Genomic DNA, 19,418 nt, shown 5'->3' with positions numbered 1-19,418 from the left:
CCCTTCCTAGGCTGACGCGTGGCTGAAGATGTCGTGGTCGTCCCAGCCGAGGATATCGAGATGGGCGCGTGCAGGAAGGAAATCGAAACAGGCCTGCGCCAGTTCCGTGCGACCTTCGCGTTCCAGCCTGCGGTCGAGCTCTTCCTTGAGGCGGTGGAGGAAACGCACGTCGCTGGCGGCGTATTCGCGCTGCGCGTCGTTGAGGACCGGGCCGCCCCAGTCACTGCTCTGCTGGACCTTCGACATGCTTTCGCCGAGCAGTTCCTCGACGAGGTTCTTGAGGCCGTGACGGTCGGTGAAGGTACGCACCATCTTGCTGGCGATCTTGGTGCAATAGCAGGGCGCCGCAGTGACTCCGAGATAGTACTCGATCGCCGCGAGGTCGAAGCGGGCGAAGTGGAACAGCTTAAGCCGTTCCGGATCCCCCAGCACCGCCTTCAGATTGGGCGCGTCATAAGTGCTTTCGGGGCCGAAGCGCACGAGATGCTCGTCGCCCTTCCCGTCGCTGATCTGGACGACGCACAAACGGTCGCGAATGGTGACGAGGCCCATCGTCTCGGTATCGACTGCGATCGGCCCGTCGGCGAGGACGCCTTCGGGGAGGTCTTCTTCGTGGAAATGCACTGCCATGCCCCGCGCCTTAGGCCGATTGGGGATTGTAGGGAAGGGCGGACTGGTCCGCGCTGCGCACTCGCGGCAGGGTGGCGCGCATGAGCGAGAGCGTCCCCGACAGCTGGAAACCGGTCCTCGACCCCGTGCTTGCCACGGCCGAGGCGCGCCAGCTGGGCGGCTGGCTGCGCGCCGAAGAGGATGCGGGCAAGACCGTCTATCCGCCGCGCGGGTGCCGGCTGAAGGCGCTGGAGCTGACCGCGCTCGAGGAAGTGAAGGTCGTGATCCTCGGGCAGGATCCCTATCACGGGCCGGGCCAGGCGATGGGCCTGTGCTTTGCCGTGCCCGAAGGGGTGCGCGTGCCGCCGAGCCTTGTGAACATCTACAAGGAGCTGGAGGCCGATCTCGGCATCCCGCGCCCCTCGCATGGCGATCTCAGCAAGTGGGGGCGGCAGGGCGTGCTGCTCTTGAACAACACGCTCACGGTCGAGGCGGGACAGGCGGGCAGCCATGCAGGACGCGGCTGGGACGCGGTGACCGATGCCTGCGTCGCGGCCGTGGCGGCGCGTGAGGAGCCTTCGGTGTTCATCCTGTGGGGCAGCCATGCACAGGCCAAGGCCAAGCGGATCGATGGCCTGCGCAGCGGCCGCCATCACGTGATCGAGAGCCCGCACCCGAGCCCGCTTTCCGCCCATCGGGGCTTCTTCGGATCGCGGCCTTTCAGCCGGTCCAACAGCTTTCTCGAGGCACACGGGCGCGGAGCTATCGACTGGGCCCTGTAGGACGCGCGTAGGACTTAGCGCAGGCGGTCCTACAGGATGGAACGCTTGGAACACGGTCCTGGCGGAATTGTTTTCCGCGACCCCAAGAGGCTCTGCATAGCTATTCAGGGTTGGAGAGAGGGCCTGCGGCATGGGGCGGATGTGGCACGACTAAGCTTTTGTAGGAAAACGCTTTCCCGTCCTGAGCGATGCTGTGGGCGAAGCGCTCCACGCCGCTCGGCAATTGTGACAGGCCGCCTTGTCAATTTCGCGTTCAGTCGCCTGCGTGCCATTATGGTGCAATGCAACACGATCTTCCCGAGAACGACGGGCGCGCGCTGATCGCTGCCGCCATCGCTTCGCGCCGCATGATCCGCGCGCGTTACAATTCGAGCGAGCTCACGCTGGCTCCGCACCAGATCATCCTGCGCAACAATGCGCTCTATCTCGGCGCGCTCAATCCGGCCAAGGCGCGGCGCTCGGACGAGCTGCCTTCGCTCGGCCATTTCAAGATCGACGGTCTTTCAGATATCGACATGACCGAAGAATCATTCGTCGCCCTGCCGCCCGAATTCTGCGTGCCGCCGCGCGAAGGCGACCAGCTGATCTTCGACGGCGGGTGAAGCGGGCCGCCTAGCGCGGCAGCTCGCTCTTGCCCATCAGTGCCTCGTCCACCGCGCGCGCTGCCTGGCGGCCTTCGCGGATGGCCCAGACGACCAGGCTCTGGCCGCGGCGCATGTCGCCGCAGGCGTAGACGTGCGGTTCGCTGGTGGCATAGCGGTTGGTGTCCGCCTTGACGTTGCCGCGCGCATCCAGTTCCACGCCCGCCCGGTCGAGCAGGCCGCGGCGCTTGGGTCCGGTGAAGCCCATGGCGAGCAGGATCAGGTCGGCCTTCAGCGTGAAGCTGCTGCCTTCCACTTCCTGCATGCGCCCGTCCTTCCATTCGACGCGCACGCATTCGAGCCCGGCGACATCGCCATTTTCCTCGACCACGCGCTTGGTCAGCACGGCCCAGTCACGGTCGACGCCTTCCTCGTGGCTGGAGGAAGTGCGCAGCTTGAGCGGCCAGTCGGGCCAAGTCAGCGCCTTGTCTTCCTTTTCGGGCGGCTTGGGCATGATTTCCAGCTGCGTGACGCTGGCCGCGCCCTGCCGGTTGGACGTGCCCACGCAGTCGCTGCCGGTGTCGCCGCCGCCGATCACGATGACGTGCTTGCCGGTCGCGGTCAGGCTGCCGCGCGGGGCGGCGCGCACTTCGTCGTCGCCCGCGTTGCGCTTGTTCTGCTGGGTGAGGAATTCCATCGCCAGGCGCACGCCGGGCAGTTCGGCGCCGGGGATGTCCAGCTTGCGCGCTTCCTCCGCGCCGCCTGCCAGCACCACTGCGTCGAAATTCTCCTTCAGCGCCTCGAAGCTGACTTCCACGCCGACTTCCGACGAGGTGCGGAACTGCACGCCTTCGGCTTCCATCTGCACCGCGCGGCGGTTGATGAGGTGCTTTTCCATCTTGAAGTCGGGAATGCCGTAGCGAAGCAGGCCGCCGATGCGGTCGGACTTCTCGAACACGGTCACGGCATGGCCGGCGCGGGCGAGCTGCTGTGCGGCGGCAAGGCCTGCAGGGCCCGAGCCGATCACGGCGACGGCCTTGCCGGTCTGCCGTTCGGGGACCTGTGGCTTGATCCAGCCTTCCTGCCATCCGCGATCGACGATAGCGCATTCGATCGACTTGATGGTGACCGGGCTGTCCACGATGTTGAGCGTGCAGGCCGCCTCGCACGGGGCGGGGCAGATCCGGCCGGTGAACTCGGGGAAGTTGTTGGTCGAGTGCAGGACCTCGAGCGCGTTCTTCCAGTCGTCTTCGTAGACGAGGTGGTTCCAGTCCGGGATGATGTTGTTCACCGGACAGCCGTTGTGACAATAGGGAATGCCGCAATTCATGCAGCGCGCGGCCTGCTTGCGCAGCGCCTCGCGGTCGTGCGGGACGACGAATTCCTTGTAGTTCTTCAGCCGCTCTTCCGGCGGCAGGTAGGTGCGATCCTCGCGTTCGTATTCGAGGAAGCCGGTTTCCTTGCCCATTATTCTGCAGCCTCCATTGCCGCAGCCTCGCGTTCGTCCTCGAGCGCCTTCAGCGCCCGGGCATAGTCGCGTGGCATCACCTTGCGGAAGTTCTTCAGTTCGCCTGCCCAGTTGGCCAGCAGCGCCTTGGCGCGCGCCGAGCCGGTGTGGAGGAAGTGGCGTTCGACCAGCACCTTCAGGCGTTCGGCATCGTGGTAGAGCGGATCGCCCATGCCGGGGTTGTCGACCGTCTGGGCGCGCTGCTGCGGGTGGCCCCAGCTCTTTTCCGCGCCCTCGCCGTCACCCGGCTTCACGTCGAGCAGGTCGACCTGTGCGTGGTTGACCAGCTTCTCGAACGAACCGTCGGGATCGTAGACATAGGCGATGCCGCCGCTCATCCCGGCTGCGAAATTGCGGCCAGTCTTGCCGAGCACGCACACCACGCCTCCGGTCATGTATTCGCAGGCATGGTCGCCCGTGCCTTCGACCACTGCGACCGCGCCCGAATTGCGCACCGCGAAGCGTTCGCCCGCGACGCCGGCGAAATAGGCCTCGCCCGCGATCGCGCCGTAAAGGACGGTGTTGCCGACGATGATATTCTCGGTCGGCTCGCGGCCGGTGCCCTGCGGCGGGCGCACAGCGATGCGGCCGCCCGACAGGCCCTTGCCGACATAGTCGTTGGCATCACCCGTCAGGCTGAGCGTGACCCCGTGGGCGAGCCAGGCGCCGAAGCTCTGTCCGGCCACACCGGTAAGGTCGATGCGGATCGTGTCCTGCGGCAGGCCCGAATGGCCATAGGCTTCCGCGATGCGGCCCGACAGCATGGTGCCGACGGTGCGGTTCACATTGCGGATGGTGCGGCTGATCTGGACCGCCTGACCGCTTTCGATGGCGGGCTTGCAGGCCTCGATCAGCTCGACGTCCATGGCCGAGCCCAGCGCGTGGTCCTGCTCTTCGGTGTGGTGCAGCGCCTTGCCTTCTTCCAGCGGGACCGCGTGGAGGATGCGCGACAGGTCGACGCCATGCGCCTTCCAGTGGCGGCGCACGCGGCGCATGTCGATGCGGTCCACGCGGCCGACCATTTCCTCGACGGTGCGGAAGCCCATCTCGGCCATGATCGCGCGCAGTTCCTCAGCGACGAAGAAGAAGTAGTTGATGACGTGTTCGGGCGTGCCGGTGAAGCGCTTGCGCAGCACCGGGTCCTGCGTCGCCACGCCCACGGGGCAGGTGTTGAGGTGGCACTTCCTCATCATGATGCAGCCCGCCGCGATCAGCGGGGCGGTGGCGAAACCGAACTCGTCCGCGCCCAGCAGCGCGCCGATGGCGACGTCGCGGCCCGTGCGCAGACCGCCATCGACCTGTACCGCGATACGGCTGCGCAGGTCGTTGAGCAGCAGCGTCTGCTGCGTTTCGGCAAGGCCGATTTCCCACGGGGATCCGGCATGGGTGAGGCTGGTCAGCGGCGATGCGCCGGTCCCGCCTTCATAGCCCGAGATGGTGATGTGGTCGGCCTTGGACTTGGACACGCCCGCGGCCACCGTGCCGACGCCGACTTCGGACACCAGCTTTACCGAGATGCGAGCTTCCGGCTTCACGTTCTTCAGGTCGTGGATCAGCTGCGCGAGATCCTCGATCGAATAGATGTCGTGATGCGGCGGCGGCGAGATGAGGCCCACGCCCGGCGTCGAATGACGCACCTTGCCGATGCGCTTGTCGACCTTGTGGCCGGGCAGCTGGCCGCCTTCGCCGGGCTTTGCGCCCTGCGCCATCTTGATCTGGATATCGTCCGAATTGACGAGATATTCGGTCGTCACGCCGAAGCGGCCGCTAGCGACCTGCTTGATCCGGCTGCGCATCGAATCGCCATTGGGCAGCGGCAGGAAACGCTCCGGCTCCTCGCCGCCCTCGCCCGTGTTCGAACGGCCGCCGAGGCGGTTCATGGCGATGGCGAGGGTCGAGTGGGCTTCATGGCTGATCGAGCCGAAGCTCATCGCGCCGGTGCTGAAGCGCTTGACGATATCGACCGCCGGTTCGACTTCGGACAGGTCGAGCGGGCGCTCGGCCTTCTTCAGTTCCATCAGCCCGCGGATCGTCAGCAGGCGTTCGGACTGCTCGTTGATCGAGGCGGCGAATTCCTCGTAGTTCTTGGGGTCGTTACCGCGCACCGCGTGTTGCAGGCTGGCGATGTTCTGCGGCGTCCAGGCATGGTCCTCGCCGCGGATGCGGTACTGGTAGATGCCGCCCACATCGAGCATGCCCTTGTACAGCGGGCTGTCGCCGAAAGCCTGCGCGTGGCGGCGCACCGCCTCTTCCGCGACTTCGGCAAGGCCGATGCCCTCGATGGTGGTCGCCGTGCCGGTGAAATAGGTGTCGATGAAATCGCTCGACAGGCCGACCGCGTCGAAGATCTGCGCCCCGCAATAGGACTGGTAGGTCGAGATGCCCATCTTGGACATGACCTTGAGGATGCCCTTGCCGACCGCTCTGACGAAGTTCTTCTGCACTTCGTCGGGCGTCAGCTCGGGGAACTTGCGCGCACGCAAATCTTCCAGCGTCTCGAAGGCGAGATAGGGGTTGATGCCTTCCGCGCCGTAACCGGCCAGCGCGCAGAAATGGTGCACTTCGCGCGCTTCGCCCGTCTCGATGACGAGGCCGGTCTGCATGCGCAGGCCCTGGCGTACCAGCTGGTGGTGCACGGCGGCCGTGGCGAGCAGGGCAGGCATGGCAATCCGGCCCGGGCCCTGTTCGCGGTCCGACAGGATCAGGATGTTGGCATCGCCGAGCACGGCTTCGGTCGCCGCCCAGCACATTTCCTTCAGCGCCATGGCAAGCCCGTCGGCGCCGGTGCTGGCATCCCAGGTGATGTCGATGGTCGCGGTGCGGAACGCCCCGTCCAGCGCCACTTCGACCGAACGGATCTTGGCCAGTTCGGTATTGGTGAGGATCGGCTGCTTGACCTCGAGGCGCTTGTGCGTGCCCCCGTCGCGGCCGAGCAGGTTCGGGCGCGGGCCGATCATCGACAGGAGGCTCATCACCAGTTCCTCGCGGATCGGGTCGATCGGCGGGTTGGTGACCTGCGCGAAGTTCTGCTTGAAATAGTCGTAGAGCAGACGGCTCTTTTCGCTCAGCACGGCGATCGGCGTGTCGGTGCCCATCGAACCGATCGGGTCCTCGCCCATGGAGGCCATGGGTTCGAGGAAGCGGCTGATGTCTTCCTGCGTGTAGCCGAAGGCCTGCTGGCGGTTGAGCAGGGCAATTTCCGACTGCGGGATTTCCGACAGGTCGGGCTCGATATGGTCGAGGTCTTCGAGCTTGTACTGAGCCTTTTCGAGCCAAGCCTCGTAGGGCTGGTCGGCAGCGAGGCCGGCCTTCAGCTCCTCGTCCTCGACGATGCGGCCTTCTTCCAGGTCGATCAGCAGCATCTTGCCCGGCTGGAGGCGCCACTTGCGGGTGATTTCCTCTTCCTTGAACGGCAGCACGCCGCTTTCGGAAGCGAGCACCACGAGGTCGTCCTTGGTCGTGCACCAACGCGCAGGGCGCAGGCCGTTGCGGTCGAGGCAGGCGCCGATCTGGCGGCCATCGGTGAAGCACACGGCGGCAGGGCCGTCCCACGGCTCCATCAGCGCGGCATGGTATTCGTAGAAGGCGCGCCGGGCGGGATCCATCAGCTCGTTCTTCGCCCAGGCTTCGGGCATGAGCATCATCATCGCATGGGCGAGGCCGTATCCGCCGGTCAGCAGCAGTTCGAGCGCGTTGTCGAGGCAGGCAGTGTCCGATTGCCCGTGCGGGATCAGCGGCCACATCTTGTCGAGGTCGGCGCCCAGCAGTTCGCTTTCCATCGTGCGGCGGCGCGCTTCCATCCAGTTCACATTGCCGCGAACCGTGTTGATTTCCCCGTTGTGCGCCATGAAGCGATAGGGGTGGGCGAGCCGCCAGCTGGGGAAGGTGTTGGTGCTGAAGCGCTGGTGCACGAGGCCCAGTGCCGACACGCAGTCGGGATCGCGCAAATCGTCGTAGAAACTGCCCACCTGGTTCGCCAGCAGCAGGCCCTTGTAGACCACGGTGCGGCTGGAGAAGCTCGGGATATAGGCTTTGCTGAGGCCCGGGATGCCGTGCTTCTGTTCGAGTGCGGCAAGCGGGTTCAGCGTCTGCTTGCGGATGACCACCAGCTTGCGCTCGAAAGCGTCGCGGTCGGCACAGTTCGGCCCGCGCGCGATGATGCACTGGCGGATGACCGGCATGGAATCGACCACTGCCTTGCCCAGCCCGTCGAGCGTGGTGGGCACGTCGCGCCAGCCGATGACGCGCTGGCCTTCCTTGGCGGCGAAGCGTTCGAGCTGGCCTTGAACGAATTCGCGCGCCTCGTCCTGCTGCGGCAGGAAGCACATGGCGATGGCATAGTCGCCCTCGTCCGGCAGCTCGTGACCTTCGGCCTTGGCCCACTTGCGGATCAGCGGGTCGGGGGTCTGGATCAGGATGCCCGCGCCGTCGCCCAGCAGCGGGTCCGCGCCAACCGCGCCGCGATGGTCGAGATTGGCAAGGATGGTGAGCGCCTGTTCGACGATCGCGTGGCTCTTCTTGCCCTTGATGTGCGCGACCATGCCGACGCCGCAGGCATCGTGCTCGTTGCGCGAATCATAGAGCCCCTGACGGGCCGGGTAAGAAGTATGCAGGTCCTGCATGTGCCGAGGCGTCCTCCAGTCGGACCCGCCTCGTTTGCGTGCCCGGCGGGCCAGCTGAAGACGGGTCGAAAATGCCGCAGTGCCGCATGGCCGCACTGCCAAAATTTCGCGAATGGTCCCTTTGCAGGCACGAAAGCGATTTTGCAATGGTACGGGACTGTAGCAAAATTTCACGCGGCCCAAGTTTTGGCGCGTTTTGCCGCATTGCAGCATGGAAGAATTCGTATCCGCCTGTGCAGCCGCACAAGCAGCAGTCGGGGTCAGTCTGGCTTGCCGACGCGGCCCAGCTTGTCGAGCGCGCTGCGCAGTGCGGCCTGCGGGTCCTCGCTGCCCGGTCCGGCAGGCGGCGCTGCGCGGGCGGCCTCGCGGCGCAGGAAGGAGATGACCTGGTCGGGATCTTCGTCGGCAGGCGGCGTGCCGGGCGCGGCCTTGCGCGCCTCCAGCGCGGCGGCAAGCCGCGAGGTCAGCTGGTCGAGCGAGAGGTCGGCCAGCGATTCGCGCGCTGCTGGCGCGGGGGCGACAGGGCTGGCCGATGCCAGTTCTTCGGCCGGCGCCTTGACCTCTTCGATCTCCTCGAATTCCGCCTTGATTTCGGGCGCGGCAAGCGCCTCGGCGGTTTCGGTCACGGCAATGCCTTCCTCGCCGATATCCTCGCGCGCGGAGAATACGCGGCGGCGCGACTGGTCTTCGGCCACCGAGGCTTCCGCTTCCACGGTTTCGGGCGCGATCTCGACCTGGTCCACCACGGCGGCGCGCCGCGCGAGGCGTGATGCGATGACGAGGCCGAAGAGAAAGCCGACGACGCCTGCCGCCACGGCGACGGCGGCAAAGCCCGCCATGCCCACCGGCGGCTCGAAAAAGCGGTGCAGGCCAGTCAGCCCCGCGCTCTGGAACAGGACGTCGCGGGTATCGGCGGGGGTCACGTAGAGCACACCAAGCGTGCCTGCGCCCACTAGCATCCCGAACCACAGGCCCACGGCAGGCCTGAACCAGGCCTTCGTGGTCAGCGTGCTGTCATTGTCCACGTAGCTCATCGGGCCTCAAATCCTTGCGGGCTCAGTGCCCTTGCCCCTGCGCTTGTAGCAGCTTGGCGTAAACGTCGCGATAACGGGAGACATTGCGTGCCCAGTCATGTTTGTCCGCGACATGGGCGCGGCCCGCATCGCGCATCGCCTCCCAGCCGGCGCGCGCGTCGATGAAGCGGGCCAGCGATGCCGCCATCGCGGCCGGATCGTCGGGCGGGAAGAGCAGGCCGGTCACCCCGTTCTCGATCAGTTCGCGGTGTCCGCCGACGTCGCTTGCAGCCGCGATCCGCCGCTGGGCCATCGCCTCCAGCGGCTTCAATGGCGTCACGAGGTCGGTGAGGCGCGATTTCTTGCGCGGATAGGCCAGCACGTCGATCAGCGAGTAATACCGCTCCACCTCGGAATGGGGCACGCGGCCGGTGAAGCGGATGGCATTTTCTGCGGGGGAGGCTTGGGCCTGCGCTCTCAGGGCCTCTTCCATCGGTCCGCCGCCGACCAGCAGCAGGCTGGCCGCGGGATGCTTTTCGCGCAGGGCGGGCATGGCGGCGATCAGGTCGTCGAGCCCCTCGTAATCGTAGAAACTGCCGATGAAGCCGATCACCGGCCCCTCGCCCATGCCGAGCTCGCGTGCCAGCGCCTCGTCTCGCGGCGGCGGGTCGCCGAACATCGAGAGGTCGACGCCATTGGGCGAGATCGCGATCTTGCCCGCATCGTGGCCGCGCGCGACGAGGTCGCCGCGCAGTCCCTCGCAGATCGTGAAGACAGCGTCGGCGCGCTTCACCACGCGGTTTTCGAGCGCGCGGGTGAGGCGGTACTTGGCCGAACCTTGCGTGCCCGTGCCGTTGCCGACCGCCGCATCTTCCCAGAAGGCGCGGATTTCATAAACGAAAGGCAATCCCAGTGCGCGCGCAGCCTTTAGCCCGGCCATGCCGCACAGGACGGGCGAGTGCGCATGGATGACGTCGGGGCGCCAATCGAGCGCAACCTCCTCGATCCGGCGGCGCAGTGCCGCCACTTCGCGCATTTCGCGCGCAACCGGCGGGCCGGAGGGTGTGCCTTGCGTCCGGTAGAAGGTCAGACCCTCCACCTCTTCCGCGACCCCTTCGCTGTCCGTACCGCCTGCCGTGTGCCGCTGCCCGGTCACGCCGGCGACCTCGATCCCGCTCGCCTCGAGGCTCTTCAGGATGGCGCGCGTGCGGAAGGTATAGCCCGAATGCAGGGGCAGCGAGTGGTCGAGGATGTGAAGGACCCGTGTCATTGCGCGTCTCCTGTGTCACAACAGGCTTAACGGCGCGTCAACCGCGTTTCGCTATGAGGGTCATGCACGCCGCACCTGCGGCGCATTGGAAAGTCACGCGCGCTTGATCGACAATTTCGCCCTTCTGCTGACCCATGTGCTGATCGCCATCGCGCTGATCCGCCTGCTGGGCCGCGCCGATCTCGACACCGAGGACCTGCTCGAGGTCGAGGAGGAGAAGGTCGAACGCGACGGGCCATCGCTGCGCGAGAAGCGGCGCGCCCGCGCCCGGGCGGAGGCGCGCGATGCTTGACCTTGCGCTGTTCCTGGTCGTCATCGGGATGTTCCTGCTGGGCCTGCGCAAACCCTTCATCTGGGTGCTGGCCTATCTCTACATCGACATCCTCGCCCCGCAGAAGATCGGCTGGTCGCTGGCGCAATTGCTGCCCGTATCGCTGATCGCCTTCCTGCTCGCCTTCGGCGGCTGGGCGGTGGCGGAAAAGAAAGACGGCTTCCGCCTGTCGATGCGGCAGGGCCTGCTGGCCGCACTGCTCGTGTGGTGCTTCATCACCCTGCAATGGGCCGATTTTCCCGAAGCCGGGGCAGAGAAATGGGCCTGGGTGTGGAAGGCGCTGGTCTTTGCCATCTTCCTGCCGCTGACGCTGACGACCAAGCTGCGGATCGAGGCGGCGATGCTGATCACCGTGCTGACGGCCGCTGCGATCATCATCTCCGCGGGTCTCAAGACCGTGGGCGGCGGGGGCGGCTATGGCAATCTCTACCTGTTCGTGAACGACAATTCGAACATCTACGAAAGCTCTACCCTGTCCACCGTGGCGATCGCGCTCATCCCGATCATCCTGTGGTTCATGCGGCACGGCACGATCTTCAAGCCCGACTGGCGGGTGAAGCTGTTCGGCGCCGCGCTGATCTTTGCCTGCCTGCTCATCCCCGTCGGGACCGAGGCGCGCACGGGCCTGCTGTGCATCGCCGCGCTCGGCCTGATGCTGCTGCGCGATGTGAAGCGGCGGTTCCTCTATATCGGGGCAGCGGCTGCCATCGGCATTGCCGCGTTGCCCTTCCTGCCGTCCTCCTTCACCGAGCGCATGTCGACGATCAAGGAAGCGCAGTCGGAACAATCCGCCTCGACCCGCATGCAGGTGTGGTCGTGGACGCTCGACTATGTGGAGCGCAATCCGCTGGGCGGAGGCTTCGACGTCTACCGGGGCAACAGCTTTACCTACAAGATGCCGGTCAAGGAGGTGGACGGGAACACGGTGCGCGTCACTTACCAGGACGTGACCGAAAGCGGGCGCGCCTTCCATTCCTCGTGGTTCGAGATGCTCGGCGAACAAGGCTGGCCGGGCCTCATCCTGTGGACGCTGTTGCACGTCACGGGCCTCGTCCAGATGGAGAGGATCCGGCGCCGCTATGCCGGCCGGACCGGGCGGATCGAGGGGTGGCAGGGCCCGCTCGCCAGCGGCTTGCAGTTCGCCAATGTCATCTACCTCGTCGGGGCGACCTTCCAGGGGATCGCCTACCAGCCGGTCGTGCTGATGATCGTCGGCCTGCAGATCGCGCTGGCCGACCACGTGAAACGGCGCGAGTCGGCGCTCGACAAGGCGGCCTTCAAGGAGGTCAAGGCAGCCAACCGGCGCGCCGATGCCCGGGCCGCCGCGCCCGATCCCGCCATTCCGTAGGGGCACCGCAAGCGCGGTTGCACGAGCCTTCCGCATAGGCCATGACACCGCCCGTTCGCGCGGGCGCACACGGCTTCCCGCGCCCCGTTTACGGCAATCGAGGAGAGACGCGCATGAGCCCCCAGGAAATCGCAGCCAAGATCGGTGAACAGGTCGGCACCAGCGAATGGGTCGAGATGAGCCAGGAGCGCATCAACCAGTTCGCGGACGCGACCGGCGACCACCAGTTCATCCATATCAACGAAGAGATGGCCAAGATGACGCCGTTCGGCGGCACCATCGCCCACGGCTTCCTCACCCTGTCGATGATCCCCTTCCTCACCGCGAACAGCGATGTTCCGCGGGTCGACGGGATCAAGATGGCCGTCAACTACGGCGGCAACAAGACGCGTTTCATCGCGCCCGTGCGTTCGGGCAAGCGTATCCGCGGCCACTGGAAGCTGCTCGAAATGAGCGAAAAGCGTCCCGGCCAGTGGCAGCAGACCATGGAAATCACCATCGAGATCGAGGGCGAGGACAAGCCGGCCCTGATCTGCGAATGGATGACCATGTATTTCGTCTGAGAACAGAATTGCGTTCCGGTCCGCGACCCGGAGCGCCTCCTCCCCGGGGGAAACCGTACCCGTTTCCCTGACCAATATTATCTAAGGAATGACCATGCGTGACGCAGTCATCGTATCCACCGCCCGCACCGCTATCGGCCGGGCCTACAAGGGCGGCTTCAACGACACCAAGGGCGCGACCCTCGGTTCCTATTCGCTGAAGCCCGCGATCGAGCGCGCCGGCATCGATGCCGGTGAAGTCGACGACGTGCTGTGGGGCGCCGCGCTCCAGCAGGGTGCGCAGGCCGGCAACCTCGGCCGCCAGGTCGCGCTGCGTGCCGGCTGCCCGATCGGCGTGTCGGGCATGACCATCGACCGCCAGTGCTCTTCGGGCCTGATGACCATCGCCACCGCGGCCAAGCAGATCATCACCGATCGCATGGATATCGTGGCAGCCGGCGGCCAGGAATCGATCAGCCTCGTCCAGACGAAGGAAATGCGGGTCATGCCCGATCCCGAACTGATGGCGATGCACGGCGCAATCTACATGCCCATGCTGCAGACCGCCGAAACGGTCGCCCAGCGTTACGGCATCAGCCGCGAAGCGCAGGACGAATACGCGCTTCAGTCGCAGCAGCGCACCGCTGCCGCACAGGAGGCCGGCAAGTTCGACGACGAGATCGTCCCTGTCACCACCACCATGAAGGTGCAGAACAAGGAAACCGGCGAGATTTCCGACCAGGAAGTCACCATCGCCAAGGACGAGGGCAACCGCCCCTCGACCACGCTCGAAGGCCTGCAGTCGCTGCAGCCGGTAATGGGCCCGGGCACCTCGATCACTGCGGGCAACGCCTCGCAGCTGTCGGACGGTTCCTCGGCCAGCGTGCTGATGGAAGCCAAGGTCGCCGAACAGCGCGGTCTCCAGCCGCTCGGCCGCTATGTCGGCATGGCGGTTGCCGGTACCGAGCCCGACGAAATGGGCATCGGCCCGGTCTTCGCGATCCCGAAGCTGCTCAAGCGCTTCGACCTCAAGGTCGACGACATCGGCCTGTGGGAGCTGAACGAGGCGTTCGCCGTGCAGGTGCTGTACTGCCGCGACAAGCTGGGCATCGACAACGACAAGCTCAACGTGAACGGCGGCTCGATCTCGATCGGCCACCCCTATGGCATGACCGGCGCGCGCTGCGTCGGCCACACGCTGATCGAAGGCAAGCGCCGCGGTGCCAAGTACGGCGTCGTCACCATGTGCGTGGGCGGCGGCATGGGTGCAGCCGGCCTGTTCGAGATCTTCTGATCGACCCAAACAAAGGAGCCTGATCCCATGAGCGAAGCCACCGAAGTTCTTGCAGATCTCTATGGTGCCTTCGCCGCGGGCGACGGCGAACGCCTGGGGGCCCTGCTCGGCAACACCCATTGGGTGGAAGCGAGCGGCGGCCCCTACGGCGGAACCTACCGGGGTTTCGGCGAAGTCGCCGCCAACGTGTTCGGCCCTATCGGCAATGACGTCGGCGATTTCTCGGCCAAGCCCGACAGCATAGCGCCGGTCGGCGACGATGCCGCTCTGGCGCTCGGCTTTTACCGCGGGACCACGGCAAACGGCCCGATCGAAATCCGCTTCGCCCACCTCGCCCACGTGGCTGACGGGGCGATCGTGCGTTTCGAGCAGTTCACCGATACGCACCAGTGGCAGCAGGCGACCGCCAGCTAAGCTCTTGATCGCGGCGCGATAAGCGCGCACCCTCGCGGGCTCGAGGAGGGCGCGATGGGCATCATGGAAATCATCGGCATTGCCGGAAGTGTCAGCCTGCTGGCGGGCTGGCGGCTGTACCTGAGCATTTTCGCCACCGGTCTCGCCATGCGGCTGGGCGCGATCCCGCTGCCCGAACACCTGCAGAGCCTCGACATTCTGGCGAACCCCTGGATCATGGGCATCGCGGCCGTGGCGGCGCTGGCCGAATTCTTCGCCGACAAGGTGATGTGGCTCGATAGCGCGTGGGACGCGGTCCATACCTTTGTGCGGCCCATCGGCGGCGCGCTGCTGGCGCTGGCGATCATCGATCCGGCGGACCCGGCAACGCAGGTGGTCGCCTTCCTGCTCGGCGGCGGCGCGGCGCTGACTGCCCATGCGGGCAAGGCGGGCGCGCGCGGGGTGGTCAATGCCAGCCCCGAACCGGTCAGCAATATCGCCGTCTCCAGCGTGGAGGACGTGGCGACCGCGGGCCTGCTCTACCTCGCCTACGAATATCCTTACGTGGCAGGCGGCATCGCGCTGGTGCTGCTGGGGCTGACGGTCTGGCTGATCCTGACGGCGCGGCGGATCATCCGCAGCTTCTTCAACGGCGGCGCCAAGGCCCCTCCGCCGCCTAGCGGCTGAGCAGGAAGACCGCGAATTCGGCGCGCAGGTTCGATGCGCCCGCCACCGGCTTTTCTCCGGCGAAGAACCATTCCCGCTCGATCCGCGCGCCTTTTTCGCGCGCCAGTTCGCGAAAGTCCTTCACGGTTACGTGGTGGATGTTCTGCGTCTCGTACCAGCTGACCGGGATGCTGCGCGTCACCGGCATCCGCCCGCCGAACATCAGCGCGGCGCGGGTGCGCCAGTGGGCGAAGTTCGGGAAGGAGACGAAGGCCTGCTTGCCGACGCGCAGCAGCTGGTCGAGCATCAGGTCGGGCCGGCGCGCGGTCTGCAGCGTCTGGCTGAGCACGGCATAGTCGAACCCCTTGTCGGGATAGTCGGCCAGCGCGCTGTCGGCATCGCCCTGCACCACCGAAAGGCCCTGCGCCACGCAGCGCTCGACGCAGGCCGGGTCGATCTCGATCCCGCGGGCATCGACCTGCTTGGCCGCGCGCAGTTCGCCCAGCAGCGTGCCGTCGCCGCAGCCGATGTCGAGCACGCGGGTGCCCGGCGCAATCGCCTCGGCAATGGCGGCAAGGTCGGGGCGCAGCACGCTCATTCGAGGAACCCCTTCACCACGCGGTCGAGCGCAGGCACGTCGAGCAGGAAGCTGTCGTGGCCGTGCGGCGCGCTGAGTTCGACGAAGCTGACCGCGGCGCCTGCCGCATTGAGCGCATGGACCACATGGCGGCTTTCGCTGGTCGGGTAGAGCCAGTCGGAATCGAAACTGACGAGGCAGAAGCGCGCCGTCGTCCCGGCAAAGGCATCAGCCAGCTTGCCGCCGTGTTCCTCCGCAAGGTCGAAATAATCCATCGCGCGGGTGATATAGAGATAGCTGTTCGCATCGAAGCGGCGAGTGAAGCCGCTGCCCTGGTAGCGCAGGTAGCTTTCCACCTGGAAATCGGCGTCGAAACCGAAGCTCTTGGTTTCGCGGTCCTGCAGGTTGCGCCCGAATTTCTCGGTCAGCGCCTCTTCCGACAGATAGGTGATGTGCGCCGCCATGCGCGCCACGGCGAGGCCGGAATCGGGCTGTGCGTCGGCAGCGTAATAATCGCCCCCGCACCAGTTCGGATCGGCCATCACTGCCTGCCGGCCGAGCTCGTGGAAGGCGATATTCTGGGCCGAATGCCGGCTGGTCGATGCGATGACGAGCACGCGGGTCGCACGCTCGGGCCAGTTGGCGGCAAGGCTCAGCGCCTGCATCCCGCCCATCGATCCGCCGACCACGGCATGCAGCCGCTCGATCCCCAGTGCATCGAGCAGGGCGACCAGCGCGCGGACCATGTCGCGGATGGTGATGACCGGGAAACGCATGGCATAGGGCTTGCCGTCGGCGGCGAAGCTGGCCGGGCCGCTAGAGCCCATGCAGCTGCCGATGACATTGGCGCAGACGACGAAATAGCGGTCTGTGTCGATCGGCTTGCCCGGTCCGACCACGCGTTCCCACCAGCCCGGCTTGCCGGTCACCGGGTGGGTGCTGGCGACATACTGGTCGCCGGTCAGCGCGTGGCAGATCAGGATGGCGTTCGAGCGGTCGTCCGCCAGCGTGCCATAGGTCTCGTAAGCGATCTCGGCCTGCGCCAGCTCGCTCCCGCCGTCGAGCGGCAGGGGATCGGTCAATTGCAAAACTTGGGACGCCCCGGACATTCCTTGGCCTCTACAGCCAAGGCAGGTGCTTGTCGAAGGGGCGTTTTTCTTTCATGCGGCGAAGCCGCGATGACCCAGTCCAACGATAGTTCCGCCCGTCCGACGATGAAGCCCTGGATCGAGGCGATCCATGCCTATGTGCCCGGCAAGTCCAAGGGCAGCGACGGGCGCGAGCTGACCAAGCTGTCCGCGAACGAGAATCCGCTGGGTTGCAGCGCGCAGGCGCTGGCCGCGCTCGGCAGGGGCGGCGATCCGGCGCGCTATCCCGATCCCGACGCGACGGCACTGCGCGAGGCGATTGCGCAGCTGCACGGCCTCGATGCTGCGCGGATCGTGTGCGGGACCGGTTCGGACGAGCTGCTCAACCTCGCCGCACAAGGATTTGCAGGGCCGGGGGACGAGGTGCTCTATGCCCGCTTTTCCTTCGTGGTCTACGAAATCGCCGCCCGCCGCTGCGGCGCGACGCCGGTCGAGGCGCCCGATGCCGATTACGCGACCGACGTAGCCGCGTTGCTGGCCGCGGTGACGGAGCGCACGAAAGTGGTCTTCCTTGCCAACCCGAACAATCCGACCGGCACCTATTTGCCGCGCGCCGAGATCGAGCGGCTACACGCCGGGCTTCCTGCCAATGTCCTGCTGGTGGTCGACCAGGCCTATGGCGAATACCTGGACGAGGCGGAGGACGATGGCGGAATGGCGCTCGCCGCAGCGCATGACAACGTGCTGGTCACGCGCACCTTCTCCAAGATTTACGGCCTCGCGGGCGAGCGGATCGGCTGGGCGACCGGCGCGCCGCACCTGGTCGATACGCTCAACCGGATCCGCGGGCCCTTCAATGTGACCACCAGCGGCCAGCGCGCGGCCATCGCCGCGCTGGGCGACCAGGGCTTCGTCGACCAGTCGCGCAAGGCCAATGGCGAGGAGCGCGACCGCTTCGCCGAGGCGATTGCCGCGCTCGGCAACCACGGCCTGCGCGCCGTGCCGAGCAAGGCGAACTTCGTGCTGGTGCTGTTCGAAGGCGCGTTGACGGCCGAGACGGCGCTCGGCGCGCTGGCCGAAGGCGGTTACGCCGTGCGCCACCTCCCCGGCCAGGGCCTGCCGCATGCGCTGCGCATCACCGTGGGCACGCGCGAGCAGATGGACGATATCGCCCGCATACTGCGCAATGCGGCAAAGGCCGTCTCGTGACGATCCGGCGCGTCGCCATCATCGGCCTCGGCCTCATCGGCGGCTCCATCGGCCTCGCCACCGGCGAGATGCTGGGCGAGGTGGACACCACCGGGTGGGATGCGGACCCCGAGGTGCGCCGCCGCGCTGCCGAACGCGGCCTCGTCGGCAAGGTCTGCGATACGGAGGGCGAGGCGGTGGCGGATGCCGATCTCGTGATCCTCTGCGTGCCCGTCGGCGCGATGGAGGAAGCCGCCAGCGGCATCGCTGCGTCGCTCAAGCCCGGCGTGATCGTCAGCGACGTCGGGTCGTCCAAGGGCAGCGTCGCCAAGGCGCTCGCCCGCGCATTGCCGGATGCGACGATCATTCCAGCGCACCCCGTTGCAGGGACCGAGCGCAGCGGGCCGGACGCAGGCTTTGCCGAGCTGTTCCGCCACCGCTGGTGCATCCTGACGCCTGCCGCCGATGCGCCCGAGGCCGCCGTGGCCGATCTGTCGGCTTTCTGGGAAGGCCTGGGCGCCAAGGTCGAGATCATGGATGCCGAGCATCACGACCTCGTCCTCGCCGTGACCAGCCACATCCCTCACCTCATCGCCTATACCATCGTCGGCACCGCCTCCGACCTGGAAGACGTAACGCGGGGCGAGGTGATCAAGTATTCCGCCGGCGGTTTCCGCGATTTCACGCGCATCGCCGCGTCGAACCCGGTCATGTGGCGCGACGTGTTCCTGACCAACCGCGACGCAGTGCTTGAAGTGCTGGGGCGCTTCAACGAGGACCTCACCGCGCTCCAGCGGGCGATCCGCAATGGCGACGGCGACACGCTGCACGATTTGTTCGAGCGCACGCGCACGATCCGCCGCTCGATCATCGAGGAAGGGCAGGACGATGCGCGGCCCGACTTCGGCCGCAAGGACCATTGATCAGCTGTTCAGAGCGTTGATTTCGTCGAGCACGCGCCGCTCGATTTCCTCGCGCGGCAGGCCGGCGGGAATGGGATCGCCGAAGCGGTAGGTGATGCGTCCCCGTGCCTTCAACGGGCGGTGGTAGAGCGGCCCGCTGTCGACCGCGACCGGCACGACCGGAAGGCCGAGCATCTTGTAAAGCCCGGCAAAACCCGATTGCAGCGTCCGGCGCTCGCCATGCGGCACGCGGGTGCCTTCGGGGAAGATAACCAGCGGGCGGCCCTCTGCCGACCGCGACTTGGCAAGGCGGATCATCGCCATCAGCGCCTTGGCACCCTGGTCGCGCTGGACGAAGATCAGGCCGTATGCCGAGGCCGCCTTGCCCCAGCCCGGAATGCCGAGCAGTTCCTGCTTGGCGAAGACCGCTGGGCTGTCGAACAGGGCGGGGGCGTCGATCGCCTCGAAGAAGCTCTCGTGCTTGACTGCATAGAGTACCGGCTCGTCCAGCGGCGCGCCTTCCATCACCAGTTCGATGCCCAGCAGGTGGCGCACGCACCAGCGCTGCCATTCGCTCCAGTTCTCGACCCTTCGGCGGAAGGCCGGGCGCGAGAACGGCAGGCACGCCAGCGCCGATGCGGTCACGAAGATCGAGCCGATATAGAAAGCGAAATAAAACGCGATATTGCGCAGCAGGATCATCGC

At 66.5% G+C, this 19,418-nt stretch carries 18 protein-coding genes; 10 read left to right on the top strand and 8 right to left on the bottom strand.

The window, feature by feature from the left end; translation table 11 throughout:
• Nucleotides 1-6: 6 nt before the first annotated feature.
• The gene (locus LCL94_RS06200) at nt 7-630 is read right to left on the bottom strand and encodes a ribonuclease D (RefSeq protein ID WP_160608472.1); all 624 of its coding nucleotides are present in this window, start codon (nt 628-630) and stop codon (nt 7-9) included.
• A gap of 80 nt (nt 631-710) precedes the next feature.
• Here LCL94_RS06200 and ung point away from each other — a divergent pair, with 80 nt between their 5' ends.
• The gene (gene ung / locus LCL94_RS06195; RefSeq protein ID WP_224831448.1) at nt 711-1,391 is read left to right on the top strand and encodes a uracil-DNA glycosylase; all 681 of its coding nucleotides are present in this window, start codon (nt 711-713) and stop codon (nt 1,389-1,391) included.
• A gap of 281 nt (nt 1,392-1,672) precedes the next feature.
• Nucleotides 1,673-1,993, top strand: a complete 321-nt coding sequence (locus LCL94_RS06190; RefSeq protein WP_160608470.1) for a WYL domain-containing protein — start codon at nt 1,673-1,675, stop codon at nt 1,991-1,993.
• Nucleotides 1,994-2,003: 10 nt separating this feature from the next.
• Here LCL94_RS06190 and LCL94_RS06185 read toward each other — a convergent pair whose 3' ends face one another.
• The 4 genes from LCL94_RS06185 to LCL94_RS06170 all read right to left on the bottom strand — a co-directional run bounded on the left by LCL94_RS06185 (nt 2,004) and on the right by LCL94_RS06170 (nt 10,384).
• The gene (locus LCL94_RS06185) at nt 2,004-3,440 is read right to left on the bottom strand and encodes a glutamate synthase subunit beta (RefSeq protein ID WP_224831447.1); all 1,437 of its coding nucleotides are present in this window, start codon (nt 3,438-3,440) and stop codon (nt 2,004-2,006) included.
• The gene (gene gltB, locus LCL94_RS06180) at nt 3,440-8,101 is read right to left on the bottom strand and encodes a glutamate synthase large subunit (protein WP_224831446.1); all 4,662 of its coding nucleotides are present in this window, start codon (nt 8,099-8,101) and stop codon (nt 3,440-3,442) included. Before gltB ends, LCL94_RS06185 begins: the two co-directional genes overlap by 1 nt.
• Nucleotides 8,102-8,361: 260 nt before the next feature.
• A complete protein-coding gene (locus tag LCL94_RS06175; RefSeq protein WP_224831445.1) occupies nt 8,362-9,135 on the bottom strand; it encodes a hypothetical protein in 774 nt (257 codons plus the stop codon).
• A 22-nt stretch (nt 9,136-9,157) separates the two neighbouring features.
• Complete coding sequence (locus LCL94_RS06170; protein ID WP_224831444.1) at nt 9,158-10,384, bottom strand: TIGR04063 family PEP-CTERM/XrtA system glycosyltransferase; 1,227 nt, start codon at nt 10,382-10,384, stop codon at nt 9,158-9,160.
• 103 nt (nt 10,385-10,487) lie between these two features.
• Here LCL94_RS06170 and LCL94_RS06165 point away from each other — a divergent pair, with 103 nt between their 5' ends.
• The 6 genes from LCL94_RS06165 to LCL94_RS06140 all read left to right on the top strand — a co-directional run bounded on the left by LCL94_RS06165 (nt 10,488) and on the right by LCL94_RS06140 (nt 14,979).
• Nucleotides 10,488-10,676, top strand: coding sequence for a hypothetical protein (locus LCL94_RS06165; protein WP_224831443.1), 189 nt, complete (start codon nt 10,488-10,490; stop codon nt 10,674-10,676).
• Nucleotides 10,669-12,063 (top strand): DUF5935 domain-containing protein, encoded by a 1,395-nt coding sequence (locus tag LCL94_RS06160; RefSeq protein WP_224831442.1) that lies wholly within the window; start codon nt 10,669-10,671, stop codon nt 12,061-12,063. The genes LCL94_RS06165 and LCL94_RS06160 overlap by 8 nt, the downstream gene beginning before the upstream one ends.
• A gap of 113 nt (nt 12,064-12,176) precedes the next feature.
• Entirely contained in the window at nt 12,177-12,626 is a 450-nt protein-coding gene (locus LCL94_RS06155) for a MaoC family dehydratase (RefSeq protein ID WP_160608464.1), read from the top strand.
• A gap of 94 nt (nt 12,627-12,720) precedes the next feature.
• Complete coding sequence (locus LCL94_RS06150; RefSeq protein WP_222555305.1) at nt 12,721-13,899, top strand: acetyl-CoA C-acyltransferase; 1,179 nt, start codon at nt 12,721-12,723, stop codon at nt 13,897-13,899.
• Between the two features lie 27 nt (nt 13,900-13,926).
• On the top strand, nt 13,927-14,313 hold the full coding sequence (locus LCL94_RS06145) for a nuclear transport factor 2 family protein (RefSeq protein WP_224831441.1): 387 nt from the start codon (nt 13,927-13,929) through the stop codon (nt 14,311-14,313).
• A gap of 54 nt (nt 14,314-14,367) precedes the next feature.
• On the top strand, nt 14,368-14,979 hold the full coding sequence (locus LCL94_RS06140; RefSeq protein WP_224831440.1) for a DUF4126 domain-containing protein: 612 nt from the start codon (nt 14,368-14,370) through the stop codon (nt 14,977-14,979).
• Here LCL94_RS06140 and metW read toward each other — a convergent pair.
• Entirely contained in the window at nt 14,969-15,556 is a 588-nt protein-coding gene (gene metW, locus LCL94_RS06135) for a methionine biosynthesis protein MetW (protein ID WP_224831439.1), read from the bottom strand. The two genes, LCL94_RS06140 and metW, sit on opposite strands and share 11 nt — an antisense overlap.
• Nucleotides 15,553-16,644: a homoserine O-acetyltransferase MetX gene (metX, locus tag LCL94_RS06130; protein WP_224831438.1), complete on the bottom strand. Its 1,092-nt coding sequence runs from the start codon at nt 16,642-16,644 to the stop codon at nt 15,553-15,555. The genes metW and metX overlap by 4 nt, the downstream gene beginning before the upstream one ends.
• A gap of 69 nt (nt 16,645-16,713) precedes the next feature.
• Between metX and hisC the strand changes: the two genes are divergently transcribed.
• Nucleotides 16,714-17,832 (top strand): histidinol-phosphate transaminase, encoded by a 1,119-nt coding sequence (hisC, locus tag LCL94_RS06125; protein ID WP_224831437.1) that lies wholly within the window; start codon nt 16,714-16,716, stop codon nt 17,830-17,832.
• On the top strand, nt 17,829-18,734 hold the full coding sequence (locus tag LCL94_RS06120) for a prephenate/arogenate dehydrogenase family protein (protein ID WP_224831436.1): 906 nt from the start codon (nt 17,829-17,831) through the stop codon (nt 18,732-18,734). The genes hisC and LCL94_RS06120 overlap by 4 nt, the downstream gene beginning before the upstream one ends.
• Here LCL94_RS06120 and LCL94_RS06115 read toward each other — a convergent pair whose 3' ends face one another.
• Nucleotides 18,735-19,415: a lysophospholipid acyltransferase family protein gene (locus LCL94_RS06115; RefSeq protein WP_224831435.1), complete on the bottom strand. Its 681-nt coding sequence runs from the start codon at nt 19,413-19,415 to the stop codon at nt 18,735-18,737. It abuts the gene before it with no gap.
• Nucleotides 19,416-19,418: the final 3 nt, after the last annotated feature.

It is taken from the genome of Qipengyuania gaetbuli, from assembly GCF_020171365.1.
GTDB classification, from domain to species: Bacteria; Pseudomonadota; Alphaproteobacteria; order Sphingomonadales; family Sphingomonadaceae; genus Qipengyuania; species Qipengyuania gaetbuli_B.
Note: the sequence above shows the minus strand (reverse complement) of the source record. Positions and strands in the feature narration are given on the sequence as shown.